General features: G+C 61.6%; 17 protein-coding genes. 3 read left to right on the top strand and 14 right to left on the bottom strand.

Annotation, left to right across the window (positions count from 1 at the left end; translation table 11 throughout):
• Window positions 1-483: LysR family transcriptional regulator (locus NDI87_RS10915; protein WP_296275241.1), on the bottom strand; the 483-nt coding region annotated here is incomplete at its 3' end.
• Window positions 484-588: 105 nt separating this feature from the next.
• On the opposite strand from NDI87_RS10915, the gene NDI87_RS10910 reads away from it, so the two are divergent.
• From NDI87_RS10910 to rlmB, 3 genes are all read left to right on the top strand, one after another.
• Entirely contained in the window at window positions 589-1,290 is a 702-nt protein-coding gene (locus NDI87_RS10910) for a pirin family protein (protein ID WP_296275240.1), read from the top strand.
• 94 nt (window positions 1,291-1,384) lie between these two features.
• Window positions 1,385-1,939: a flavodoxin family protein gene (locus NDI87_RS10905; protein ID WP_296275239.1), complete on the top strand. Its 555-nt coding sequence runs from the start codon at window positions 1,385-1,387 to the stop codon at window positions 1,937-1,939.
• 19 nt (window positions 1,940-1,958) lie between these two features.
• Complete coding sequence (gene rlmB / locus NDI87_RS10900) at window positions 1,959-2,729, top strand: 23S rRNA (guanosine(2251)-2'-O)-methyltransferase RlmB (protein WP_296275238.1); 771 nt, start codon at window positions 1,959-1,961, stop codon at window positions 2,727-2,729.
• A 98-nt stretch (window positions 2,730-2,827) separates the two neighbouring features.
• Here rlmB and rfbC read toward each other — a convergent pair whose 3' ends face one another.
• From rfbC to NDI87_RS10835, 13 genes are all read right to left on the bottom strand, one after another.
• The gene (gene rfbC / locus NDI87_RS10895) at window positions 2,828-3,379 is read right to left on the bottom strand and encodes a dTDP-4-dehydrorhamnose 3,5-epimerase (RefSeq protein WP_296275237.1); all 552 of its coding nucleotides are present in this window, start codon (window positions 3,377-3,379) and stop codon (window positions 2,828-2,830) included.
• A gap of 31 nt (window positions 3,380-3,410) precedes the next feature.
• On the bottom strand, window positions 3,411-4,283 hold the full coding sequence (gene rfbA / locus NDI87_RS10890) for a glucose-1-phosphate thymidylyltransferase RfbA (RefSeq protein ID WP_296275236.1): 873 nt from the start codon (window positions 4,281-4,283) through the stop codon (window positions 3,411-3,413).
• An 83-nt stretch (window positions 4,284-4,366) separates the two neighbouring features.
• Window positions 4,367-5,278, bottom strand: a complete 912-nt coding sequence (rfbD, locus tag NDI87_RS10885; protein WP_296275235.1) for a dTDP-4-dehydrorhamnose reductase — start codon at window positions 5,276-5,278, stop codon at window positions 4,367-4,369.
• Window positions 5,275-6,375 (bottom strand): dTDP-glucose 4,6-dehydratase, encoded by a 1,101-nt coding sequence (gene rfbB / locus NDI87_RS10880; protein ID WP_296275234.1) that lies wholly within the window; start codon window positions 6,373-6,375, stop codon window positions 5,275-5,277. The genes rfbD and rfbB overlap by 4 nt, the downstream gene beginning before the upstream one ends.
• Before the next feature lie 153 nt (window positions 6,376-6,528).
• Window positions 6,529-8,484, bottom strand: a complete 1,956-nt coding sequence (locus NDI87_RS10875; RefSeq protein ID WP_296275233.1) for an ATP-binding cassette domain-containing protein — start codon at window positions 8,482-8,484, stop codon at window positions 6,529-6,531.
• Between the two features lie 91 nt (window positions 8,485-8,575).
• The gene (gene prmB, locus NDI87_RS10870) at window positions 8,576-9,511 is read right to left on the bottom strand and encodes a 50S ribosomal protein L3 N(5)-glutamine methyltransferase (RefSeq protein WP_296275232.1); all 936 of its coding nucleotides are present in this window, start codon (window positions 9,509-9,511) and stop codon (window positions 8,576-8,578) included.
• A complete protein-coding gene (gene dapE, locus NDI87_RS10865; protein WP_296275231.1) occupies window positions 9,508-10,683 on the bottom strand; it encodes a succinyl-diaminopimelate desuccinylase in 1,176 nt (391 codons plus the stop codon). Before dapE ends, prmB begins: the two co-directional genes overlap by 4 nt.
• 8 nt (window positions 10,684-10,691) lie before the next feature.
• Window positions 10,692-11,837, bottom strand: coding sequence for a PilT/PilU family type 4a pilus ATPase (locus NDI87_RS10860; RefSeq protein WP_296275242.1), 1,146 nt, complete (start codon window positions 11,835-11,837; stop codon window positions 10,692-10,694).
• Window positions 11,838-11,888: 51 nt separating this feature from the next.
• Window positions 11,889-12,713 carry a 2,3,4,5-tetrahydropyridine-2,6-dicarboxylate N-succinyltransferase gene (gene dapD, locus NDI87_RS10855; RefSeq protein ID WP_296275230.1) on the bottom strand — a complete coding sequence of 275 codons (825 nt, stop codon included), beginning with the start codon at window positions 12,711-12,713 and terminating at the stop codon, window positions 11,889-11,891.
• Window positions 12,714-12,742: 29 nt separating this feature from the next.
• The gene (dapC, locus tag NDI87_RS10850) at window positions 12,743-13,963 is read right to left on the bottom strand and encodes a succinyldiaminopimelate transaminase (protein ID WP_296275229.1); all 1,221 of its coding nucleotides are present in this window, start codon (window positions 13,961-13,963) and stop codon (window positions 12,743-12,745) included.
• Window positions 13,964-14,078: 115 nt separating this feature from the next.
• Window positions 14,079-14,906 (bottom strand): glutamate racemase, encoded by an 828-nt coding sequence (gene murI / locus NDI87_RS10845; protein WP_296275228.1) that lies wholly within the window; start codon window positions 14,904-14,906, stop codon window positions 14,079-14,081.
• Window positions 14,884-16,434 (bottom strand): fumarate hydratase, encoded by a 1,551-nt coding sequence (locus NDI87_RS10840; RefSeq protein WP_296275227.1) that lies wholly within the window; start codon window positions 16,432-16,434, stop codon window positions 14,884-14,886. Before NDI87_RS10840 ends, murI begins: the two co-directional genes overlap by 23 nt.
• Window positions 16,435-16,492: 58 nt before the next feature.
• Window positions 16,493-16,997 (bottom strand): SPFH domain-containing protein (locus NDI87_RS10835; RefSeq protein ID WP_296275226.1); only part of this gene is annotated, 505 nt, incomplete at its 5' end.

Below are 16,997 nucleotides of genomic sequence, written 5' to 3'. Positions count from 1 at the left end.
GGTGTTTTGCACCAGGTCCGCCACACCGAGCGCCAGATCGGCCTCGCCGCTGGTCAGGGCTTCCAGCGTGCCCGACAGGGTTTCGTCGCGCAGGCGGATGCGGGTGGGCGGGTTTTGGGCAAAAAAGCTGTCCACCAGCTCCATCACCGTGGCTTTTGCAATGATGCTGTCCACGGCCAGCGTCAGTTGCGGCTCCCAGCCGGTGGCCACGCGCTTGACGCGATTGGCCACGGCCTCCAGATCTTCCAGCAAGCGCTCGCTCTCGTGCAGCAGCTCCTGGCCCGCCACGGTGGGCAGGGCGCGGCGCGAACTGCGGTCAAACAGCAGCACATCGAGCGCATCTTCAAGCTGGCGCACGCGGTAGGTGAGGGCGCTGGGAACCATACCGAGTTCCCTGGCGGCGGCAGCAAAACTGCCGGTCGCGGCAATGGTTTGCAGCATGGCGAGGGCATCCGGGGTCAGGACATTGCGGGCGGTTTGCATGGTGCGGCTCATTAAGTTCAAACTGATTGAATGATGCCATCAAAAGGGCTGCTTATCCAAGTGCCGTTCGGCGCGTACAGTGGAGGCTGTTCAAGGAGATTCGTGATGTTGGCCCTGAGACCTTCCCAAGAGCGCGGCTATGCAGACCATGGCTGGCTCAAGTCATTCCACAGTTTTTCATTTGCCGGTTATTACGACCCCGCGCACATGGGCTGGGGCAACCTGCGCGTGATCAACGAAGACAGTGTGGCTCCTGGCAAAGGTTTTGGCACTCATGGTCACCGCGACATGGAAATCGTGAGCTACGTGCTGCAGGGCGCACTGGCACACCAGGACAGCATGGGCAATGTCAAGGCCATCCCGCCGGGGGATGTGCAGCGCATGAGCGCGGGTACCGGCGTGCAGCACAGCGAGTTCAATTTTTCTGCCAATGAAACCACGCATTTTTTGCAGATATGGATTCTGCCGAAGGTGTTGGCTGTGACACCAAGCTACGAGCAAAAGACCTTTCCCAAATCAGACAAGCAAGGCCGCCTGTGTCTGCTGGTCTCCCCCGACGGCGCACAAGGCTCGGTCACGCTCAATGCCGATGCCCGTATCTATGCCGGGCTATTTGACGCCGGCCAGACGGCCACGCTTGAGCTGCCCTCCGGGCGCAAGGCCTATGTGCATTTGGTGCGTGGTGAACTGACGGTGAACGGTGCGACGCTGCGTAGCGGCGATGCCGCCCTGCTCGCCGATGAGCCCCATGTGGTGCTGACCAACGCACAGGATGCCGAGGTGCTCGTTTTTGATTTGTGCGCTTAGAGTGGTCGTTGTAGGGTCGAATTTATTCGACCATGGCGGACTGAAGCCCGCCCTACAAAGCGGATATATTTGAATATTCCAAGGAGCGCTCACCATGGCAAAAGTTGCCGTTGTTTTTCATTCAGGATATGGCCACACCCTGCGCATGGCGCAATCGGTGGCGGATGGCGCCAACGCCGATCTGGTGGCGATCGACGCCGATGGCAACCTGACAGAAGACGGCTGGGCGACCCTGGACGATGCCGACGCCATCATCATGGGCAGTCCCACCTACATGGGCAACGTGAGCTGGCAATTCAAGAAGTTTGCCGACACCTCCAGCAAGGCCTGGTTCAGACAAGCCTGGAAAGACAAGATTTTTGGCGGCTTCACGGCCAGTGCCAACATCAACGGCGACAAGCACTCCACGCTGCATTACTTCATGACCCTGGCCATGCAGCATGGCGGCATCTGGGTGGGCACCGGCCTGCACTACAACAACACCAAGGCGGCGCAACGCCATGACATCAACTACCTGGCCTCCAGCACCGGCCCCATGGCGCAAACCCCCGGTGATGCCGGCGGCGCAGAAATGAATCCCGGTGACCTGGAAACCGCCCGCCTGTTCGGCCAGCGCGTGGCGGAAGTGGCGGCCAGGTTCAAGGGATAAGCCACGATAATTGCGGCCTATGTCCAATCCCAAAGTTCTGTTCGGCTTTCATGCCGTCGGTGTGCGCTTGAAAACCGCACCCAAATCCATTGTCGAAATCTACATTGACCCAACGCGCCGTGACGCCCGCATGCGCCAGTTTGTTGACAAGGTCAAGGAGGCCGGCGTGCGCCTGCTGGAAGCCGACGGCATGCGCCTGGCCAAGCTGTGCGGCAGCCACGGGCACCAGGGCGTGGTGGCGCGCGTGCATGAGTTGACCCAGGTCACCTCGCTCGACGAGTTGCTGGAGCAACTGGAAGCGGCCCAGCTTGAGCGACCGCTCAACGAGCGTGAGCAAGCCCTGATCCTGGTGCTTGACGGCGTGACCGACCCGCATAACCTGGGCGCCTGCCTGCGCGTGGCCGATGGCGCCGGCGTGCACGCCGTGATCGCCCCCAAGGACCATGCGGCCGGCATCAACGCCACCGTGGCCAAGGTGGCCAGCGGTGCCGCGGAAACCGTGCCCTATTTCATGGTGACCAACCTGGCGCGCACCCTGAACGAGTTGAAGGAGCGCAATATCTGGATCATTGGCACCAGCGATGTGGCCGCCAAAACGCTGTACCAGGCCGATCTGAAAGGTCCGGTGGCGCTGGTGCTGGGTGCCGAGGGCGAAGGCATGCGCCAGCTCACTGCCAAGACCTGCGACGAGCTGATCAGCATCCCGATGCGCGGCGCGGTGGAGAGCCTGAATGTGTCGGTAGCCAGTGGTGTCTGCCTGTACGAGGCGCTGCGCCAGCGCTCGCGGTAAATCTTTTGCTCATGGATCGCCTTGGCGATCTGGCCGATTGAAATCGGCCCTACAAAATCCAGATGCCATGTGGGGCCGAATTCATTCGGCCGGTATTCTCATTCAAATGTTGACGCGTTGGCCAAGGAAAGCCCGGCCATATCCTTGGCGGCCAGCAGCGGGGTGCCATCCAGCGGCCACTTGACGCCGACCGCCGGGTCGTTCCAGAGCAGGCTGCGCTCGAACTCGGGGTACCAGTAGTCGGTGGTTTTGTACAAAAATTCGGCCGACTCGCTTGTCACCAGAAAGCCGTGGGCAAAACCCGGTGGGATCCAGAGCTGGCGTTTGTTCTCAGCCGACAGCAGCACGCCTTCCCATTTGCCAAAGTGGGGTGAACTGCGGCGCATGTCCACCGCCACGTCGAACACCTCGCCCTGGGTGACACGCACCAGCTTGCCCTGAGCGTGCTCGATCTGGTAGTGCAGGCCACGCAGCACGCCCTTGGCCGATTTGCTGTGGTTGTCCTGCACAAAGTGCGCGTCGAGCCCGGTGCATCGGGCAAAGTCGCGCGCGTTGAAACTTTCAAAAAAGAAGCCACGGGCATCGCCAAAAACCTTGGGTTCAAGGATCAGCACGCCGGGCAGGGCGGTAGGGGTGACGGTGTAGGGCATAAATCTGCTTGGTTATTGGCGATCCATAACCTCATTTCAGGAGGTTCAGCAAATACTGGCCGTAGCCATTTTTTGACAACGGCGACGCAAGTTTCTGGATTTGGGCGGCATCGATCCAGCCCTGGCCAAAGGCAATTTCTTCGGGGCAGGCCACTTGCAGGCCCTGGCGTTTTTGCAGGGTGGCAATAAAGCTGGCAGCTTCGAGCAGGCTGTCGTGGGTGCCGGTGTCGAGCCAGGCGTAGCCGCGACCCATGATCTCGACATTCAACTGGTCTTGCTCCAGATAAACCCGGTTGACGTCGGTGATTTCCAGCTCACCGCGCGCCGAGGGCCTGATGCTGGCGGCGATGTCGCAGACCTGACTGTCGTAAAAGTACAGCCCGGTGACGGCGTAATTGCTTTTGGGTTGTTTGGGTTTTTCCTCGATGCTGATGGCGCGCTTGTGCGCATCAAACTCGACCACACCATAGCGCTCGGGGTCGGTTACATGGTAGGCAAACACGCTGGCACCGCTGCTGTGGGCATTGGCGTTGGCCAGCAGTTTGACCAGGTCATGGCCGTAAAAAATGTTGTCACCCAGCACCAGCGCACTGGATTGGCCGGCGACAAAGTCGCGTCCGATGATGAAGGCCTGTGCCAAACCGTCAGGGCTGGGCTGCACCGCGTAACTGATCGACATGCCCCACTGGCTGCCGTCGCCGAGCAGTTCGGCAAAGCGCGGCGTGTCATGCGGCGTGGAAATCACCAGCACCTCACGAATCCCGGCGAGCATGAGTGTGCTCAAGGGGTAGTAGATCATGGGCTTGTCGTAGACCGGCATGAGTTGCTTGCTGACCGCCTGGGTGACCGGGTAAAGCCGGGTGCCGGAGCCGCCGGCGAGGATGATGCCTTTGCGTTGAGTCATTTGATTACCTTTCGATGTGGATCAGGCCGCCTTGGGCGTCCTGGCCGAATGAATTCGGCCATGAATTTGGCTTGGCTGCGATGTCATGGGTTGGGCAGGATCTCCGCCAGCATACGGTCCACCCCGGTTTGCCAGGCTGGCAGCGTCAGGCCAAACTTGGCCTGCAGCCTGGCGGTGTTAAGGCGCGAATTCAGCGGCCGCTGGGCTGGCGTGGGGAAGGCGCTGGTGGGCACCGGATTGACCTCGGTCGCCTTGATTTTGAGGCCGGGCTGCAGCCGCTGCGCTTGGGCAATGACATGCTGGGCGTAGTCGAACCAGGTGGTGCAGCCACTGGCCACCAGGTGGTAAATGCCGGCCAGGGCCTGGGCGTCTGCCCCCGGCTGGAACACCTGGCGGATGGCGTGGGCGGTCATATCGGCAATCAGCTCGGCCCCGGTGGGCGCACCAAACTGGTCGTTGATGACCTTGAGCTGGTCGCGTTCCTGGGCTAGGCGCAGCATGGTTTTGGCAAAGTTGCCGCCGCGCGCCGCGTAGACCCAGCTGGTCCGGAAAATGAGGTGGCGCGGGCAGACCCAGTCGATCATGTGCTCGCCGAGCAGCTTGGTCTGGCCGTACACATTGAGTGGAAAAGTGGGGTCGTCTTCGCGCCAGGGCCGGTCGCCACCACCGCCAAAGACGTAGTCAGTGCTGTAGTGCACCAGCCAGGCACCTGAGCGCGCGGCTTCGCGGGCCAGGACTTCGGGCGCCTGGGCGTTGAGGATGTTTGCCAACTCGGGCTCGCTCTCCGCCTTGTCCACCGCAGTATGGGCGGCGGCGTTGACGATGACGTCGGGCTGGATGGCGCGCACGGTGTCTGCCAGGCCCGCCAGGTTGGTCAGGTCGCCACAAAACTGGCTGCTGTGGCGGTCCAGCGCGATGAGTTCACCCAGCGGCAGCAGGCTGCGTTGCAGCTCCCAGCCGACCTGGCCGTTTTTACCTAAAAGAAGCATTTTCATGCGTACTGCTTTTGCACCCAGTCGCGGTAGGCGCCGCTTTGCACGTGGGCAACCCAGTCGGGGTTGTCGAGATACCACTGTACCGTTTTGCGGATGCCGGACTCGAAGGTCTCGGCCGGTTTCCAGCCCAGTTCACGTTCCAGCTTGCGGGCGTCGATGGCGTAGCGGCGGTCGTGGCCGGGTCGGTCCGTCACATAGGTGATCTGGTCCTTGTACGGCTTGCCATCCGAGCGCGGGCGCATTTCATCGAGCAAAGCGCAGACCGTGTGCACGATGTCCAGGTTGGCCTTTTCGTTCCAGCCACCCACGTTGTAGATTTCACCGAGTCGGCCAGCCTCTAAAACACGGCGAATGGCGCTGCAGTGGTCCTTCACAAAAAGCCAGTCGCGGATCTGCTGACCGTCGCCATAGACCGGCAGGGCTTTGCCAGCCAGCGCGTTGACGATCATCAGGGGGATGAGTTTTTCCGGGAAGTGGTAGGGGCCGTAGTTGTTGGAGCAGTTGGTGGTGAGCACCGGCAGGCCGTAGGTGTGGTGCCAGGCGCGCACCAGATGGTCGCTGGCGGCCTTGCTGGCGCTGTAGGGGCTGTTGGGTTCGATGTGGCTGGTTTCGGTGAAGGCAGGGTCGTCTTTTTTGAGCGAGCCATAGACCTCGTCGGTGGAGACATGCAAAAACCGGAAGCTGTCTTTTGTGGTTTTGTTCGTCATTGCGAGGGGCGAAGCCCCGTGGCAATCCAGGTCTTGCGGCAACTGCTGCCAATAACCGCGCACCGACTCCAACAGGTTGAAGGTGCCGACGATGTTGGTCTGGATGAATTCACCTGGGCCGTGGATGGAGCGGTCGACATGGCTTTCGGCAGCAAAATTGATAACGGCGCGTGGCTGGTGGGTGGCCAGCAACTGGCTCACCAGCGCGGGATCACCAATGTCGCCTTGCACCAGCGTGTGGCGCGCGTCACCCTGCAGGCTTTGCAGCGTTTCGGGGTTGCCGGCGTAGGTGAGTTTGTCGAGGTTGATGACCGGCTCGTCGTGTATTGCCAGCCAGTCGAGAACAAAATTGGCTCCGATAAAACCCGCGCCACCCGTGACCAGAATCATGTTATTTCCCTAGTTTTTTAGAATCTGTAGAGTGTAATGGGGCCGAACTCACGATTGTGGTGGCTTTGTGAACGCTGCTGTGGCTTTGGACTTGTCTGTGGGGTCGGTTTCTGTGGGGTCGACTTCAGTCGACCTGGCCGAATGAATTCGGCCCTACAAAGCTTCTATCTCACTCGACACTTCCAGCCACTGCTCCTCCAGGCTCTGCAATTCTTCGTTGACGGCCTTGAGGCGTTTGCCCTGGTTGGCAAAGTCCGCAGGCGGTGGCGATTGGCACAAATGGCCTTCAAGCTGGGTGCCCTCGGCCTGCAGCGTGGCCATGCGGGCTTCAAGGTCGGCCAGTTTGCGCTTGAGCGAGCCGCTGGGTGCGGGCTTGTGCTTGACCTTGGCCGCCGCTGCTGCGGCCTCGGCTTGCGCCTTGCGTTCGGCCTTGGCGGCGGCGCTGCTGGCTTCCTTGATGAGTTCGCGCTGGCGCTTGGCTTCGTCAAGCAGATAGCGCTGGTAGTCGTCGAGGTCGCCGTCAAAGGGTTCGACGCCGCCATGCGAGACCATCCAGAACTCGTCGCAAACGCTTCTCAGCAAGGCGCGGTCGTGGCTGACCAGCATGACGGTGCCTTCAAATTCATTGAGCGCCATGGCCAGCGCCTCGCGGGTGGCCAGGTCGAGGTGGTTGGTGGGCTCGTCGAGCAGCAGCAGGTTGGGGCGTTGCCAGACGATCATGCACAGCACCAGGCGGGCTTTTTCGCCGCCGCTCATGCTGCCCACGGGCTGCTTGACCATGTCGCCGCCAAAGTTGAAGGTGCCCAGGAAGCTGCGCAGGTCTTGCTCACGTGTTTGTTGACCGACGATCTTGCCGGCCGCCGTCATGTCCTTGACCAGGCGGATCATGTGCTCCAGCGGGGTATCAGAAGGGCGCAGCACGTCGAGTTCCTGCTGGGCAAAGTAGCCGATGTTGAGCCCCTTGCCCTCGGTGATTTCGCCGCCGATGGGGGCCAGGTCGCGCGCGATGGTCTTCACCACCGTCGACTTGCCCTGGCCGTTGGCGCCCAGGATACCGATACGCTGGCCGGCCAGCACCGACTTGCTGACGTTGCGCACGATCACGGTAGGTGGCGTGCCATCGGGCACATCGTCGGGCGGCGGGTAACCAAAGCTCACGCCGCTCATCGACAGCATGGGGTTTGGCAGGTTGGCGGGTTCCTTGAACTCGAAGGTGAAGTCGGCCTCGGACAGCAGCGGCGCAATTTTTTCCATGCGGTCCAGCGCCTTGACCCGGCTTTGCGCCTGCTTGGCCTTGCTGGCCTTGGCCTTGAAGCGGGCAATGAACTTTTGCAGGTGGGCAATCTTGTCCTGCTGCTTGGCAAAAGCGTTTTGCTGCAGTTCCATCTGTTCGGCGCGCATGTCCTCGAACTTGCTGTAGTTGCCGCCGTAGCGCACCAGCTTGCCGGCGTCGATGTGCAGCGTGACGTTGGTCACGGCATCCAGAAATTCACGGTCGTGGCTGATCACGATCATGGTGCCTTCGTAGCGCTTGAGCCAGGCCTCCAGCCAGACCAGGGCGTCCAGGTCCAGGTGGTTGGTGGGCTCGTCAAGCAGCAGCAGGTCACTCGGGCACATCAAAGCGCGGGCCAGTTGCAGGCGCATGCGCCAGCCGCCCGAGAAGCTGTTCACCGGGTTGTCGAGTTCGGTGGTCTTGAAACCCAGGCCTTGAATGAGTGCCTGGGCTCGCGCGGGCGCATCGTGCGCGCCAGCGTCCTGCAGCGCCATGTAGGCATGGGCCATGCGGTCGTAGTCATCGGTGGCTTCCGATGCGGTGACTTCCTGTTGCGCCGCCAGCAGCGTGGTGTCACCTTCGACCACGAAGTCGGTGGCACTTTGCTCAGTCTCGGGCATGTCCTGGGCCACCTGGCCCATGCGCCACTGGGTCGGGATGTAGTACTCACCCCCGTCTTCGTGCAGGTTGCCGTTGAACAGGGCGAACAGGGATGATTTGCCGGCGCCATTGCGCCCGACCAGGCCGACCTTTTCGCCGGGGTTGATGGTGACGGTGGCGCCGTCAAGCAGCACTTTGGCGCCACGACGAAGGGTAACGTTTTTTAATGTAATCAAGGAGTTGCTTTATGTTTTTAATGTTTTAAGTGAGATATTTTGTAGCATCGATTTCAATCAACCATGGCTGTTTGAAGCCCGCCCCACAAAGTCATGGCAATGTCAAAAGCGCCTCACGCGTGACCAGCAGAACCTGGTCTTCGCCGGCGCTGGTGGCGAGCCAGATCATTTCGAAGGCGGGGAATGCGGCTTCGAAGTGGGCGCGTTCGTTGCCGATTTCAAGCACCAGGATGGCGTTTTCTGTCATATGGGCAGGCGCTGCCTGCAACAGGCGGCGGACAAAATCCATGCCATCGACACCGCCTGCCGTGTTGCCGTCGAGCGCCAGCGCAGGCTCTGCCTTGAATTCTGGTGGCAGCGCGGCCATGCTGGCGGCGTTGACATAGGGCGGGTTGCACAAAATCAGGTCGTAAGGGCCGCCGTGGTCCGGCAGGCCATCACCCTGGTGCAAGGTGATGCGTTCATGCAGACCATGGCGCTCCACATTGATGCGGGCCACTTCGAGCGCATCGGCGCTGATGTCGGACGCCTGCACCATCACATCGGGGTAAACCAGCGCGGCCAGCACGGCCAGGCTGCCGTTGCCGGTGCACAGGTCCAGCACCCGGTGGGTCGATTCGTTCAACCAGTAATCCAGGCTGCCTTCGACCAGCACTTCGGCGATCAGCGAGCGCGGCACGATGGCGCGCTCATCCACATAAAACGACACACCCTGCAGCCAGGCCTCGTGGGTCAGGTAGGCGGCCGGTTTGCGGGTGTCGATGCGGGTTTTCAATAGGGCGGCTATCTGCGCCTGCTCGGCAGGCGTGACCAGCCGGGCCGACACCGGGGCATCCGCGTCGGGGGTGGGCTCAAGCGGTGTGTCCAGCGGCAGTTCGAGTTGCCACAACACCAGCCAGGCGGCTTCGTCGAAAGCATTCTGGGTGCCGTGACCAAACACCACACCGGCCTCGGTCAATTGTTGCGCGGCCTGGGCGACGCAGTCCAGCAGCGTGATGGCTTCACCGTGAGGGAGATGACGCTTCATGCCAGCAACTGCGCATGCAGGTTTTCCAGCACCCGGCGGTAAATGTTTTTGAGCGGTTCGATGTCGGCCAGGGCAATGTGCTCGTTGATTTTGTGGATGGTGGCATTGGGCGGACCGAACTCAATGACTTGCGGGCATATTTTGGCAATAAAACGGCCGTCGCTGGTGCCACCGCTGGTGGATAGCTCCGGGGTCAGGCCGGTCTCGGCCCCAATGGCCGCCACCACGGTATCGACCAGGGTGCCCGGTGGGGTTAAAAAAGGCAGGCCGCTGAGCGTCCAGGCCAGGTCGTAGGCAAAGTCATGGCGGTCCAGCACCGCCTGCAGACGGCTTTGCAGGATTTCCGGTGTGGATTCCGTTGAAAACCGGAAGTTGAAGTCCACCACCACGGTGCCCGGAATCACGTTGCTGGCGCCGGTGCCGCCATGAATGTTGCTGACCTGCCAACTGGTCGGCGGGAAAAATGCGTTGCCACGGTCCCAGTCGATGCCGGTCAACTCGGCCAGCGCGGGCGCCAACAGATGGATGGGATTGTTGGCCAGCTGCGGGTAGGCAATGTGACCCTGGGTGCCCTTGACGGTGAGCTTGCCGTTCAAGGAACCGCGGCGGCCGTTTTTGATCATGTCGCCGGTGGACTTGACCGAAGTGGGCTCGCCCACAATGCAGTAGTCCAGCACTTCGCCGCGGGCTTGCAGCATGTCGCAGACCTTGACGGTGCCGTCCAGCGCCGGGCCTTCTTCGTCGCTGGTCAACAAAAAACCAATGGTCAGTGGGGTGTCGGGCTGCGCTGCCAAAAATTCTTCCGTGGCCACCACAAAGGCGGCCAGCGAGGTTTTCATGTCGGCAGCACCCCGTCCAAACAGCTTGCCGTCACGTTGCGTGGGCTTGAAAGGGTCACTGTCCCAGAGTTTGACCGGACCGGTGGGCACGACGTCGGTGTGGCCGGCAAACACCAGCAGCCTGGTTGCGCCTGGCTGGCCCGGTATGGGCCTGACCGGGCGTTTGGCCCACAGGTTGGTGACTTCAAAATCTGCCGGGCCACTGACCACGGTTTCCAGCTGGAAGCCGATGGCTTGCAAGCGTGCGCCCATGATTTGCTGGCAGTGGGCATCGCTTGGGGTCTCGGAAGGGCAAGCGATCAGGTCACAGGCCAGGGCAAGGGTAGGGTTCATGGGCAGGTTCAGTGGTTGAGGTCGAGCGTTATTTCGGTAAAGGTGGGTTCGTCGTCATGGTCGTCAACCTGAGCCCGGGCTTTGGCATTCGTGCCAAAGTCGTTTTGCAGGCGCCACATCAGGTTGGTGGGCGAGTCGGCAAAGGCCAGGCCTTCTTTGCGGTCGATGACGCCGGTCGTGATCAGCCGGGCAATGTCTTCCTCGAAAGTCTGGCTGCCCTCGGCCATGGATTTCGCCATGGCCTCCTGGATCCCTGAAAAATCGCCTTTTTCAATCAACTCGGCCACCAGTTTGGTGTTCAGCATGATTTCGACCGCGGCGCTGCGGGTGCCGGCGATGTTGCGCAGCAAGCGCTGCGAAATGATGGCTTTCATGGCGGCGGCCAGGTCACCCAGCATGGTCATGCGCACTTCAGCGGGGTAAAAGCTCAGGATGCGGTTGAGCGCCTGGTAACTGTTGTTGGCATGCATGGTGGCCAGGCACAAATGCCCGGTTTGGGCATAGGCAATGGCGGCGGTCATGGTGTCACGGTCGCGCACTTCGCCAATCAGGATCACATCGGGGGCCTGGCGCAGGGCGTTTTTGAGGGCGATGTCGGCACTGTGGGTGTCGGGTCCGACCTCACGCTGGTTGATGATGGAGCGTTTGTTCTTGAACAAGAACTCAACCGGGTCTTCAATTGTGAGAATATGCCCCGTCATGTTGACATTACGGTGGTCGATCATGGCGGCCAGCGTGGTGCTTTTGCCCGCACCGGTGGCTCCCACCATCAGGATCAGGCCACGTTTTTGCAGCATCAGGTCGGCCAGGGAGGATGGCAAACCCAGTGTGGCCAGCGGCGGGATGTCATTGTTGATGAGCCGGATCACCACCGCCACGGTGCTGCGCTGAACCATGGCGCTGATGCGAAAACGCCCTACACCGGGCAGGGACAGGGCCATGTTGAGTTCGTGGTTTTTTTGCAGCTCCTCAATGCGTTCAGGCGGTACAACTTCTGCGAGCAGTGTCAGCGGGGCATCGGGCGGCAGGATCTGGCTGTTGATCGGGATGCATTCGCCATTGATGCGTATCGTGGCAGGTGCATTGGCCGACAGATAAATATCAGAGGCGCGTTTTTCAGACATCAGGCGCAGGATGCGCACCATGGTGCCCATGGGCGCGGCGCTGTCATTGCTGGTCATGGCCATGGGGATGCCCCTTTTGGATTAGTCGCGCAGCAGGTCGTTCAAGCTGGTCTTGGCACGGGTTTGCGCGTCCACATGCTTCACGATGATGGCGGCATACAGGCTGTATTTGCCGCCCTCCTTGGGCAGGTTGCCGCTGATGACCACCGAGCCGGCCGGAATGCGGCCGTAACTCACGGTGTCCGAGGCACGGTCGTAAATGGGCGTGCTCTGGCCGATGTAAACACCCATGGAAATGACCGAGTTTTCTTCGACGATGACGCCTTCCACAATCTCGGAGCGGGCGCCAATGAAGCAGTTGTCCTCGATGATGGTGGGGTTGGCCTGCATCGGTTCCAGCACGCCGCCAATGCCGACGCCGCCACTCAAATGCACGTTTTTGCCAATCTGCGCGCACGAGCCCACGGCGGCCCAGGTGTCGACCATGGTGCCTTCATCCACATAGGCGCCGATGTTGACAAATGACGGCATCAGGATCACACCCTTGGCCAGGTAGCTTCCGCGTCGCGCCACAGCGGGCGGCACGATGCGCACTCCGGTGGCCTGCAGGCCGGCGGCGTCCATGTGAGAAAACTTGGTTGGCACCTTGTCGTAAAAAGCCAGATCGCCGGACTTCATGAGCGCGTTGTCGTTGAGGCGAAAACTCAGCAGCACGGCTTTCTTGATCCATTGGTGAGTGCTCCATTGGCCCACGCCATCACGCGTGGCCACGCGCAGCGCGCCGGTATTGAGTCCGTTGATGACGTGTTCGACCGCATCGGTCAGTTCTTTGGGGGCCGAGGCCGCAGAGACGTTGGCGCGGTCTTCCCAGGCGGCGTTGAGGATGTTTTGCAATTGTTGGGTCATGGCAGCAGATTTGTTGGATGGAACAGGAATTAAGAATGGTGGGCGCGGACAAACTGGACGATACGCCGGGCCGCTTCCAGACACTCGGCGGTGTCAGCCACCAGTGCCATGCGAATGCGTCCGGCACCGGGGTTGTGCCCTTGCGCTTCGCGCGCCAAAAATGAACCGGGCAACACCGTCACATTGTAAAGAGCGTACAGCTCGCGGGCGAAAGCCGTGTCATCCCCGGCCACATCAGCCCATAAATAGAAGCCCGCGTCGGGCAGGGCCACGTTCATCACCTGGGCCAGCAGGGGTGTGACCTGGGCAAACTTGGCCCGATACAGGGCGCGATTGTCCACCACATGCGCCTCGTCCTGCCAGGCCGCGATGCTGGCCGCCTGCACCACCGGACTCATGGCGCAGCCGTGGTAAGTGCGATAGAGCAAATATTGCTTGATGAGCGCCGCGTCACCAGCGACAAAACCGCTGCGCATGCCCGGCACGTTGCTGCGTTTGGACAGGCTGGTCAGGATGATCAGGTTTTTGAAATCGCTGCGGCCCAGTCTGGCAGCCGCTTCCAGACCACCCAGGGGCGGCTCGTCGCGGAAATAAATTTCGCTGTAACACTCGTCCGAGGCAATCACAAAGTCAAAACGGTCGCTCAAGGCGAACAGCTTTTGCCACTCCGACAAGGGCATCACCGCGCCGGTGGGGTTGCCCGGCGAGCAGACAAAAAGCTGCTGCGTGCGCGCCCAGACCGCTTCCGGGACGCTGTCCCAGTCAGGGGCAAAGTTGCGCGCCGGGTCACTTGCCACATAGTAGGCATCAGCCCCGGCCAGCAAGGCTGCGCCCTCGTAAATCTGGTAGAACGGGTTGGGGCAGACCACCAGCGGTTTTTCGCCCGGGCTGCTTGCCGTGTCCGGGTTGATGACGGTTTGTGTGAGCGAAAACAGCGCTTCGCGTGAACCGTTCACCGGCAACATCTGGGTGGCCGGGTTCAGGCTCAGGCCGTAGCGTTTCTGCAGCCACGCCGCAAAAGCTTCCCGCAGCTTCGGTTCGCCTGCCGTGGCGGGGTAGCTGGCCAGGCCGCTGGGCGAACCGGTAATCGACGCCACCAGGGCTTGTTGAATGAAGGCTGGCGGGGCGTGTTTGGGTTCGCCAATGCCCAGGCTGATGGGGCTATAGGCCGGGTTGGGTGTGACGCCGGCAAAAAGCTGGCGCAAGCGTTCGAACGGGTAGGGCTGTAAAAGGGAGAGCAATGGATTCATGGGGCGGGATTATCCCTTGTCTGGCGCCGCGCCCTCAGGGCTCTGCAGGCTTTTGTGGGGTCGAATTGATTCGACCAGGCGGGTTGAATCCCGCCCTACAACACCCTACAACACCCTACAACACCCTACAAGGAACATCCAGACCCAGCCAGCGCCGGGCTGCGGTTTGCAGTGTGGCGGGGTCACCGGTGCTCAGGAGTTGGCATTGACCTGGGGCTGCATGACTGGAGAGGCTGGGCAGCATGCGGCGGGTCTGTCGGGCTACCGGTTCGCCGTTGTCCAGCAAACGCACCCTGGGGCCGACCAAAGCCTGCAGGTCCTGGCTGGCAAAGGGGTAATGGGTGCAACCCAGCACCAGCGTGTCGACCTCACCCAGCTGGGTGCCGAAACGGCCGATGCCCTGGGTGTATCGGGCACACAAGGCGCTGATTTTTTCCGTGTCATGGCGCTCGATGGCATCGGCCAGACCATCGCAGGGCTGGCAGATGAATTGCGCCTGATCTGCCAGGCCAGCCAGCAAGGTCTTGAACTTTTGGCTGTTCAGTGTGCCGCGCGTGGCCATGACGCCGATGCGCCGGGTGTGGCTCAGGGCGATGGCGGGCTTGAGGGCCGGCTCGACGCCGATGGTGGGCAAATCGGGATGTTCCTGGCGCAGCAGGTGGATGGCCGCCGCCGTGGCGGTGTTGCAGGCAATGACCAGGGCCTTGATGGCCAGTTGTTGCTGTTTGAGCAAATGCCGTGTGATGACGCGGGAGCGATCGACCACAAAACCTTCATCGCGCTCGCCATAAGGCGCAAAGCCGCTGTCGGCCACATAGACGAAGTCTTCATGCGGCAACTCGGCGCGCAGCGCCTTGAGGATGCTCAGACCACCGACACCGCTGTCAAACACCCCGATGGGATGTTTGACCCGGGCGGCATCAGGCAGCAGCGACGGTGACACCCTTGAATTCACCGGTGGCGATGCGTTTTTGCCATTCGGCCGGGCCGGTGATGTGGGCGCTGGTGCCGCCGGCGTCCACCGCCACGGTGACAGGCATGTCGACCACGTCAAATTCGTAAATGGCTTCCATGCCGAGGTCGGCAAAACCCACCACCTTGGCGGTCTTGATGGCTTTGGACACCAGATAGGCGGCGCCGCCGACGGCCATCAGGTAGGCGCTCTGGTGCTTTTTGATGGCCTCGATGGCCACTGGGCCGCGCTCGGCCTTGCCGATCATGGCGATCAGGCCGGTTTCGGCCAGCATCATCTCGGTGAAGCCGTCCATGCGGGTGGCGGTGGTGGGGCCGGCCGGGCCGACGGCTTCGTCGCCGATCGGGTCCACCGGGCCCACGTAGTAAATGACGCGGTTGGTGAAGTCCACCGGCAGTGGTTCACCCTTGGCCAACATGTCCTTGATGCGCTTGTGGGCGGCGTCGCGGCCGGTGAGCATCTTGCCGTTGAGCAGCAGGGTGTCGCCGGGTTTCCAGCTGGCCACTTCGGCTTTGGTCAGGGTGTTGAGATCGACTCTTAGGCTCTTGACGTAGTCAGGTGTCCAGGCGACGTCGGGCCAGGTGTCCAGCGGGGGCGGCGTGAGGTAAACAGGGCCGCTGCCATCCATCACAAAATGGGCGTGGCGCGTGGCGGCGCAGTTGGGGATCATGGCAATGGGCTTGCCCGCGGCATGGGTTGGGTACATTTTGATCTTGATGTCGAGCACGGTGGTCAGGCCGCCCAGGCCCTGCGCGCCAATGCCCAGCGCGTTGACCTTGTCGAACAATTCCAGCCGCAGGGCTTCAACCTTGGTCAACTCTGCACCGCTGCTCGATTTGGCCTGCAACTCGTACATGTCGAGGTCGTCCATCAGGCTTTCCTTGGCCATCAGCACGGCTTTTTCTGCCGTGCCACCAATGCCGATGCCGAGCATGCCGGGCGGGCACCAGCCCGCGCCCATGGTGGGCACGGTTTTCAGCACCCAGTCCACCACCGAGTCGCCGGGGTTGAGCATGTACATCTTGCTCTTGTTCTCGCTGCCGCCGCCTTTGGCCGCCACCGTCACTTCCACGGTGTTGCCGGGCACGATCTCGGAGAAGATCACCGCAGGCGTGTTGTCCTTGGTGTTCTTGCGATCAAACAGCGGGTCGGCCACCACGCTGGCGCGCAGCGTGTTGCTGGGGTCGGTGTAGGCGCGGCGCACGCCTTCGTTGATGGCGTCGTCGAGGCTGCCGGTAAAGCCTTCCCAGCGCACGTCCATGCCGACCTTGAGGAACACATTGACGATGCCGGTATCCTGGCAAATAGGCCGATGGCCAGTGGCGCTCATCTTGCTGTTGGTCAAAATTTGCGCAATGGCGTCCTTGGCGGCTGCACTTTGTTCGCGCTCGTAGGCGCGTGCCAGGTGGGCAATGTAGTCGGCCGGGTGGTAGTAGCTGATGTATTGCAGGGCGGCGGCAACGGATTCAATCAGGTCGTTCTGGCGGATGGTACTCATGGTTGTGTCCTCAAAAAAGGCGAGTTTAACCATCCGGCCCCGACGCCAGACTGACGATTCAGCCGGCAGACGGCTTTTGTGCCTGCACCATCTTCATGGCCGATCCCACCAGGGCAGCGACTTCGGTCATGTTGCTGGGCACGATCAGCGTGGTGGTGGCGTCCGCGGCCACCCGGCTGTAGGCGTCCACGGCCTTTTCGGCCACCTTGAGCTGCACCGCCTGCTCACCGCCGGGCTGGCGAATGGCCGCCGCCACGCGCTCGATGGCCTGGGCATTGGCCTCGGCCACCGCCAGGATGGCCGCAGCCTCGCCCTGGGCGTTGTTGATGGCGGCTTGTTTTTCGCCCTCGGAGCGGGCAATAAAGGCTTCGCGCTCGCCAGTGGCAATGTTGATTTGTTCCTGACGGCGGCCTTCGGACGCGGCAATCAGGGCACGCTTTTCGCGCTCGGCGGTGATCTGCTGCTGCATGGCGTGCAGGATTTCTTTCGGCGGCGTCAGGTCCTTGATCTCGTAGCGCAGCACTTTCACGCCCCAGTTCAGCGCGGCTTCGTCGATGGCCTGC

Origin of the sequence: Rhodoferax sp. (genome assembly GCF_023701345.1) — a bacterium.
Taxonomy (GTDB): domain Bacteria; phylum Pseudomonadota; class Gammaproteobacteria; order Burkholderiales; family Burkholderiaceae_C; genus Rhodoferax.
This window is presented reverse-complemented; position numbering and strand designations above follow the sequence as displayed.

Excerpts from the sequence above, each read along its gene's own strand:
- NDI87_RS10910 (WP_296275240.1), top strand. The coding sequence starts at position 589 with ATGTTGGCCCTGAGACCTTCCCAAGAGCGCGGCTATGCAGACCATGGC.
- NDI87_RS10905 (WP_296275239.1), top strand. The coding sequence starts at position 1,385 with ATGGCAAAAGTTGCCGTTGTTTTTCATTCAGGATATGGCCACACCCTG.
- rlmB (WP_296275238.1), top strand. The coding sequence starts at position 1,959 with ATGTCCAATCCCAAAGTTCTGTTCGGCTTTCATGCCGTCGGTGTGCGC.
- rfbC (WP_296275237.1), bottom strand. The coding sequence starts at position 3,379 with ATGCCCTACACCGTCACCCCTACCGCCCTGCCCGGCGTGCTGATCCTT.
- rfbA (WP_296275236.1), bottom strand. The coding sequence starts at position 4,283 with ATGACTCAACGCAAAGGCATCATCCTCGCCGGCGGCTCCGGCACCCGG.
- rfbD (WP_296275235.1), bottom strand. The coding sequence starts at position 5,278 with ATGAAAATGCTTCTTTTAGGTAAAAACGGCCAGGTCGGCTGGGAGCTG.
- rfbB (WP_296275234.1), bottom strand. The coding sequence starts at position 6,375 with ATGATTCTGGTCACGGGTGGCGCGGGTTTTATCGGAGCCAATTTTGTT.
- prmB (WP_296275232.1), bottom strand. The coding sequence starts at position 9,511 with ATGAAGCGTCATCTCCCTCACGGTGAAGCCATCACGCTGCTGGACTGC.
- dapE (WP_296275231.1), bottom strand. The coding sequence starts at position 10,683 with ATGAACCCTACCCTTGCCCTGGCCTGTGACCTGATCGCTTGCCCTTCC.
- NDI87_RS10860 (WP_296275242.1), bottom strand. The coding sequence starts at position 11,837 with ATGGGCACCATGGTGCGCATCCTGCGCCTGATGTCTGAAAAACGCGCC.
- dapD (WP_296275230.1), bottom strand. The coding sequence starts at position 12,713 with ATGACCCAACAATTGCAAAACATCCTCAACGCCGCCTGGGAAGACCGC.
- dapC (WP_296275229.1), bottom strand. The coding sequence starts at position 13,963 with ATGAATCCATTGCTCTCCCTTTTACAGCCCTACCCGTTCGAACGCTTG.
- NDI87_RS10840 (WP_296275227.1), bottom strand. The coding sequence starts at position 16,434 with ATGAGTACCATCCGCCAGAACGACCTGATTGAATCCGTTGCCGCCGCC.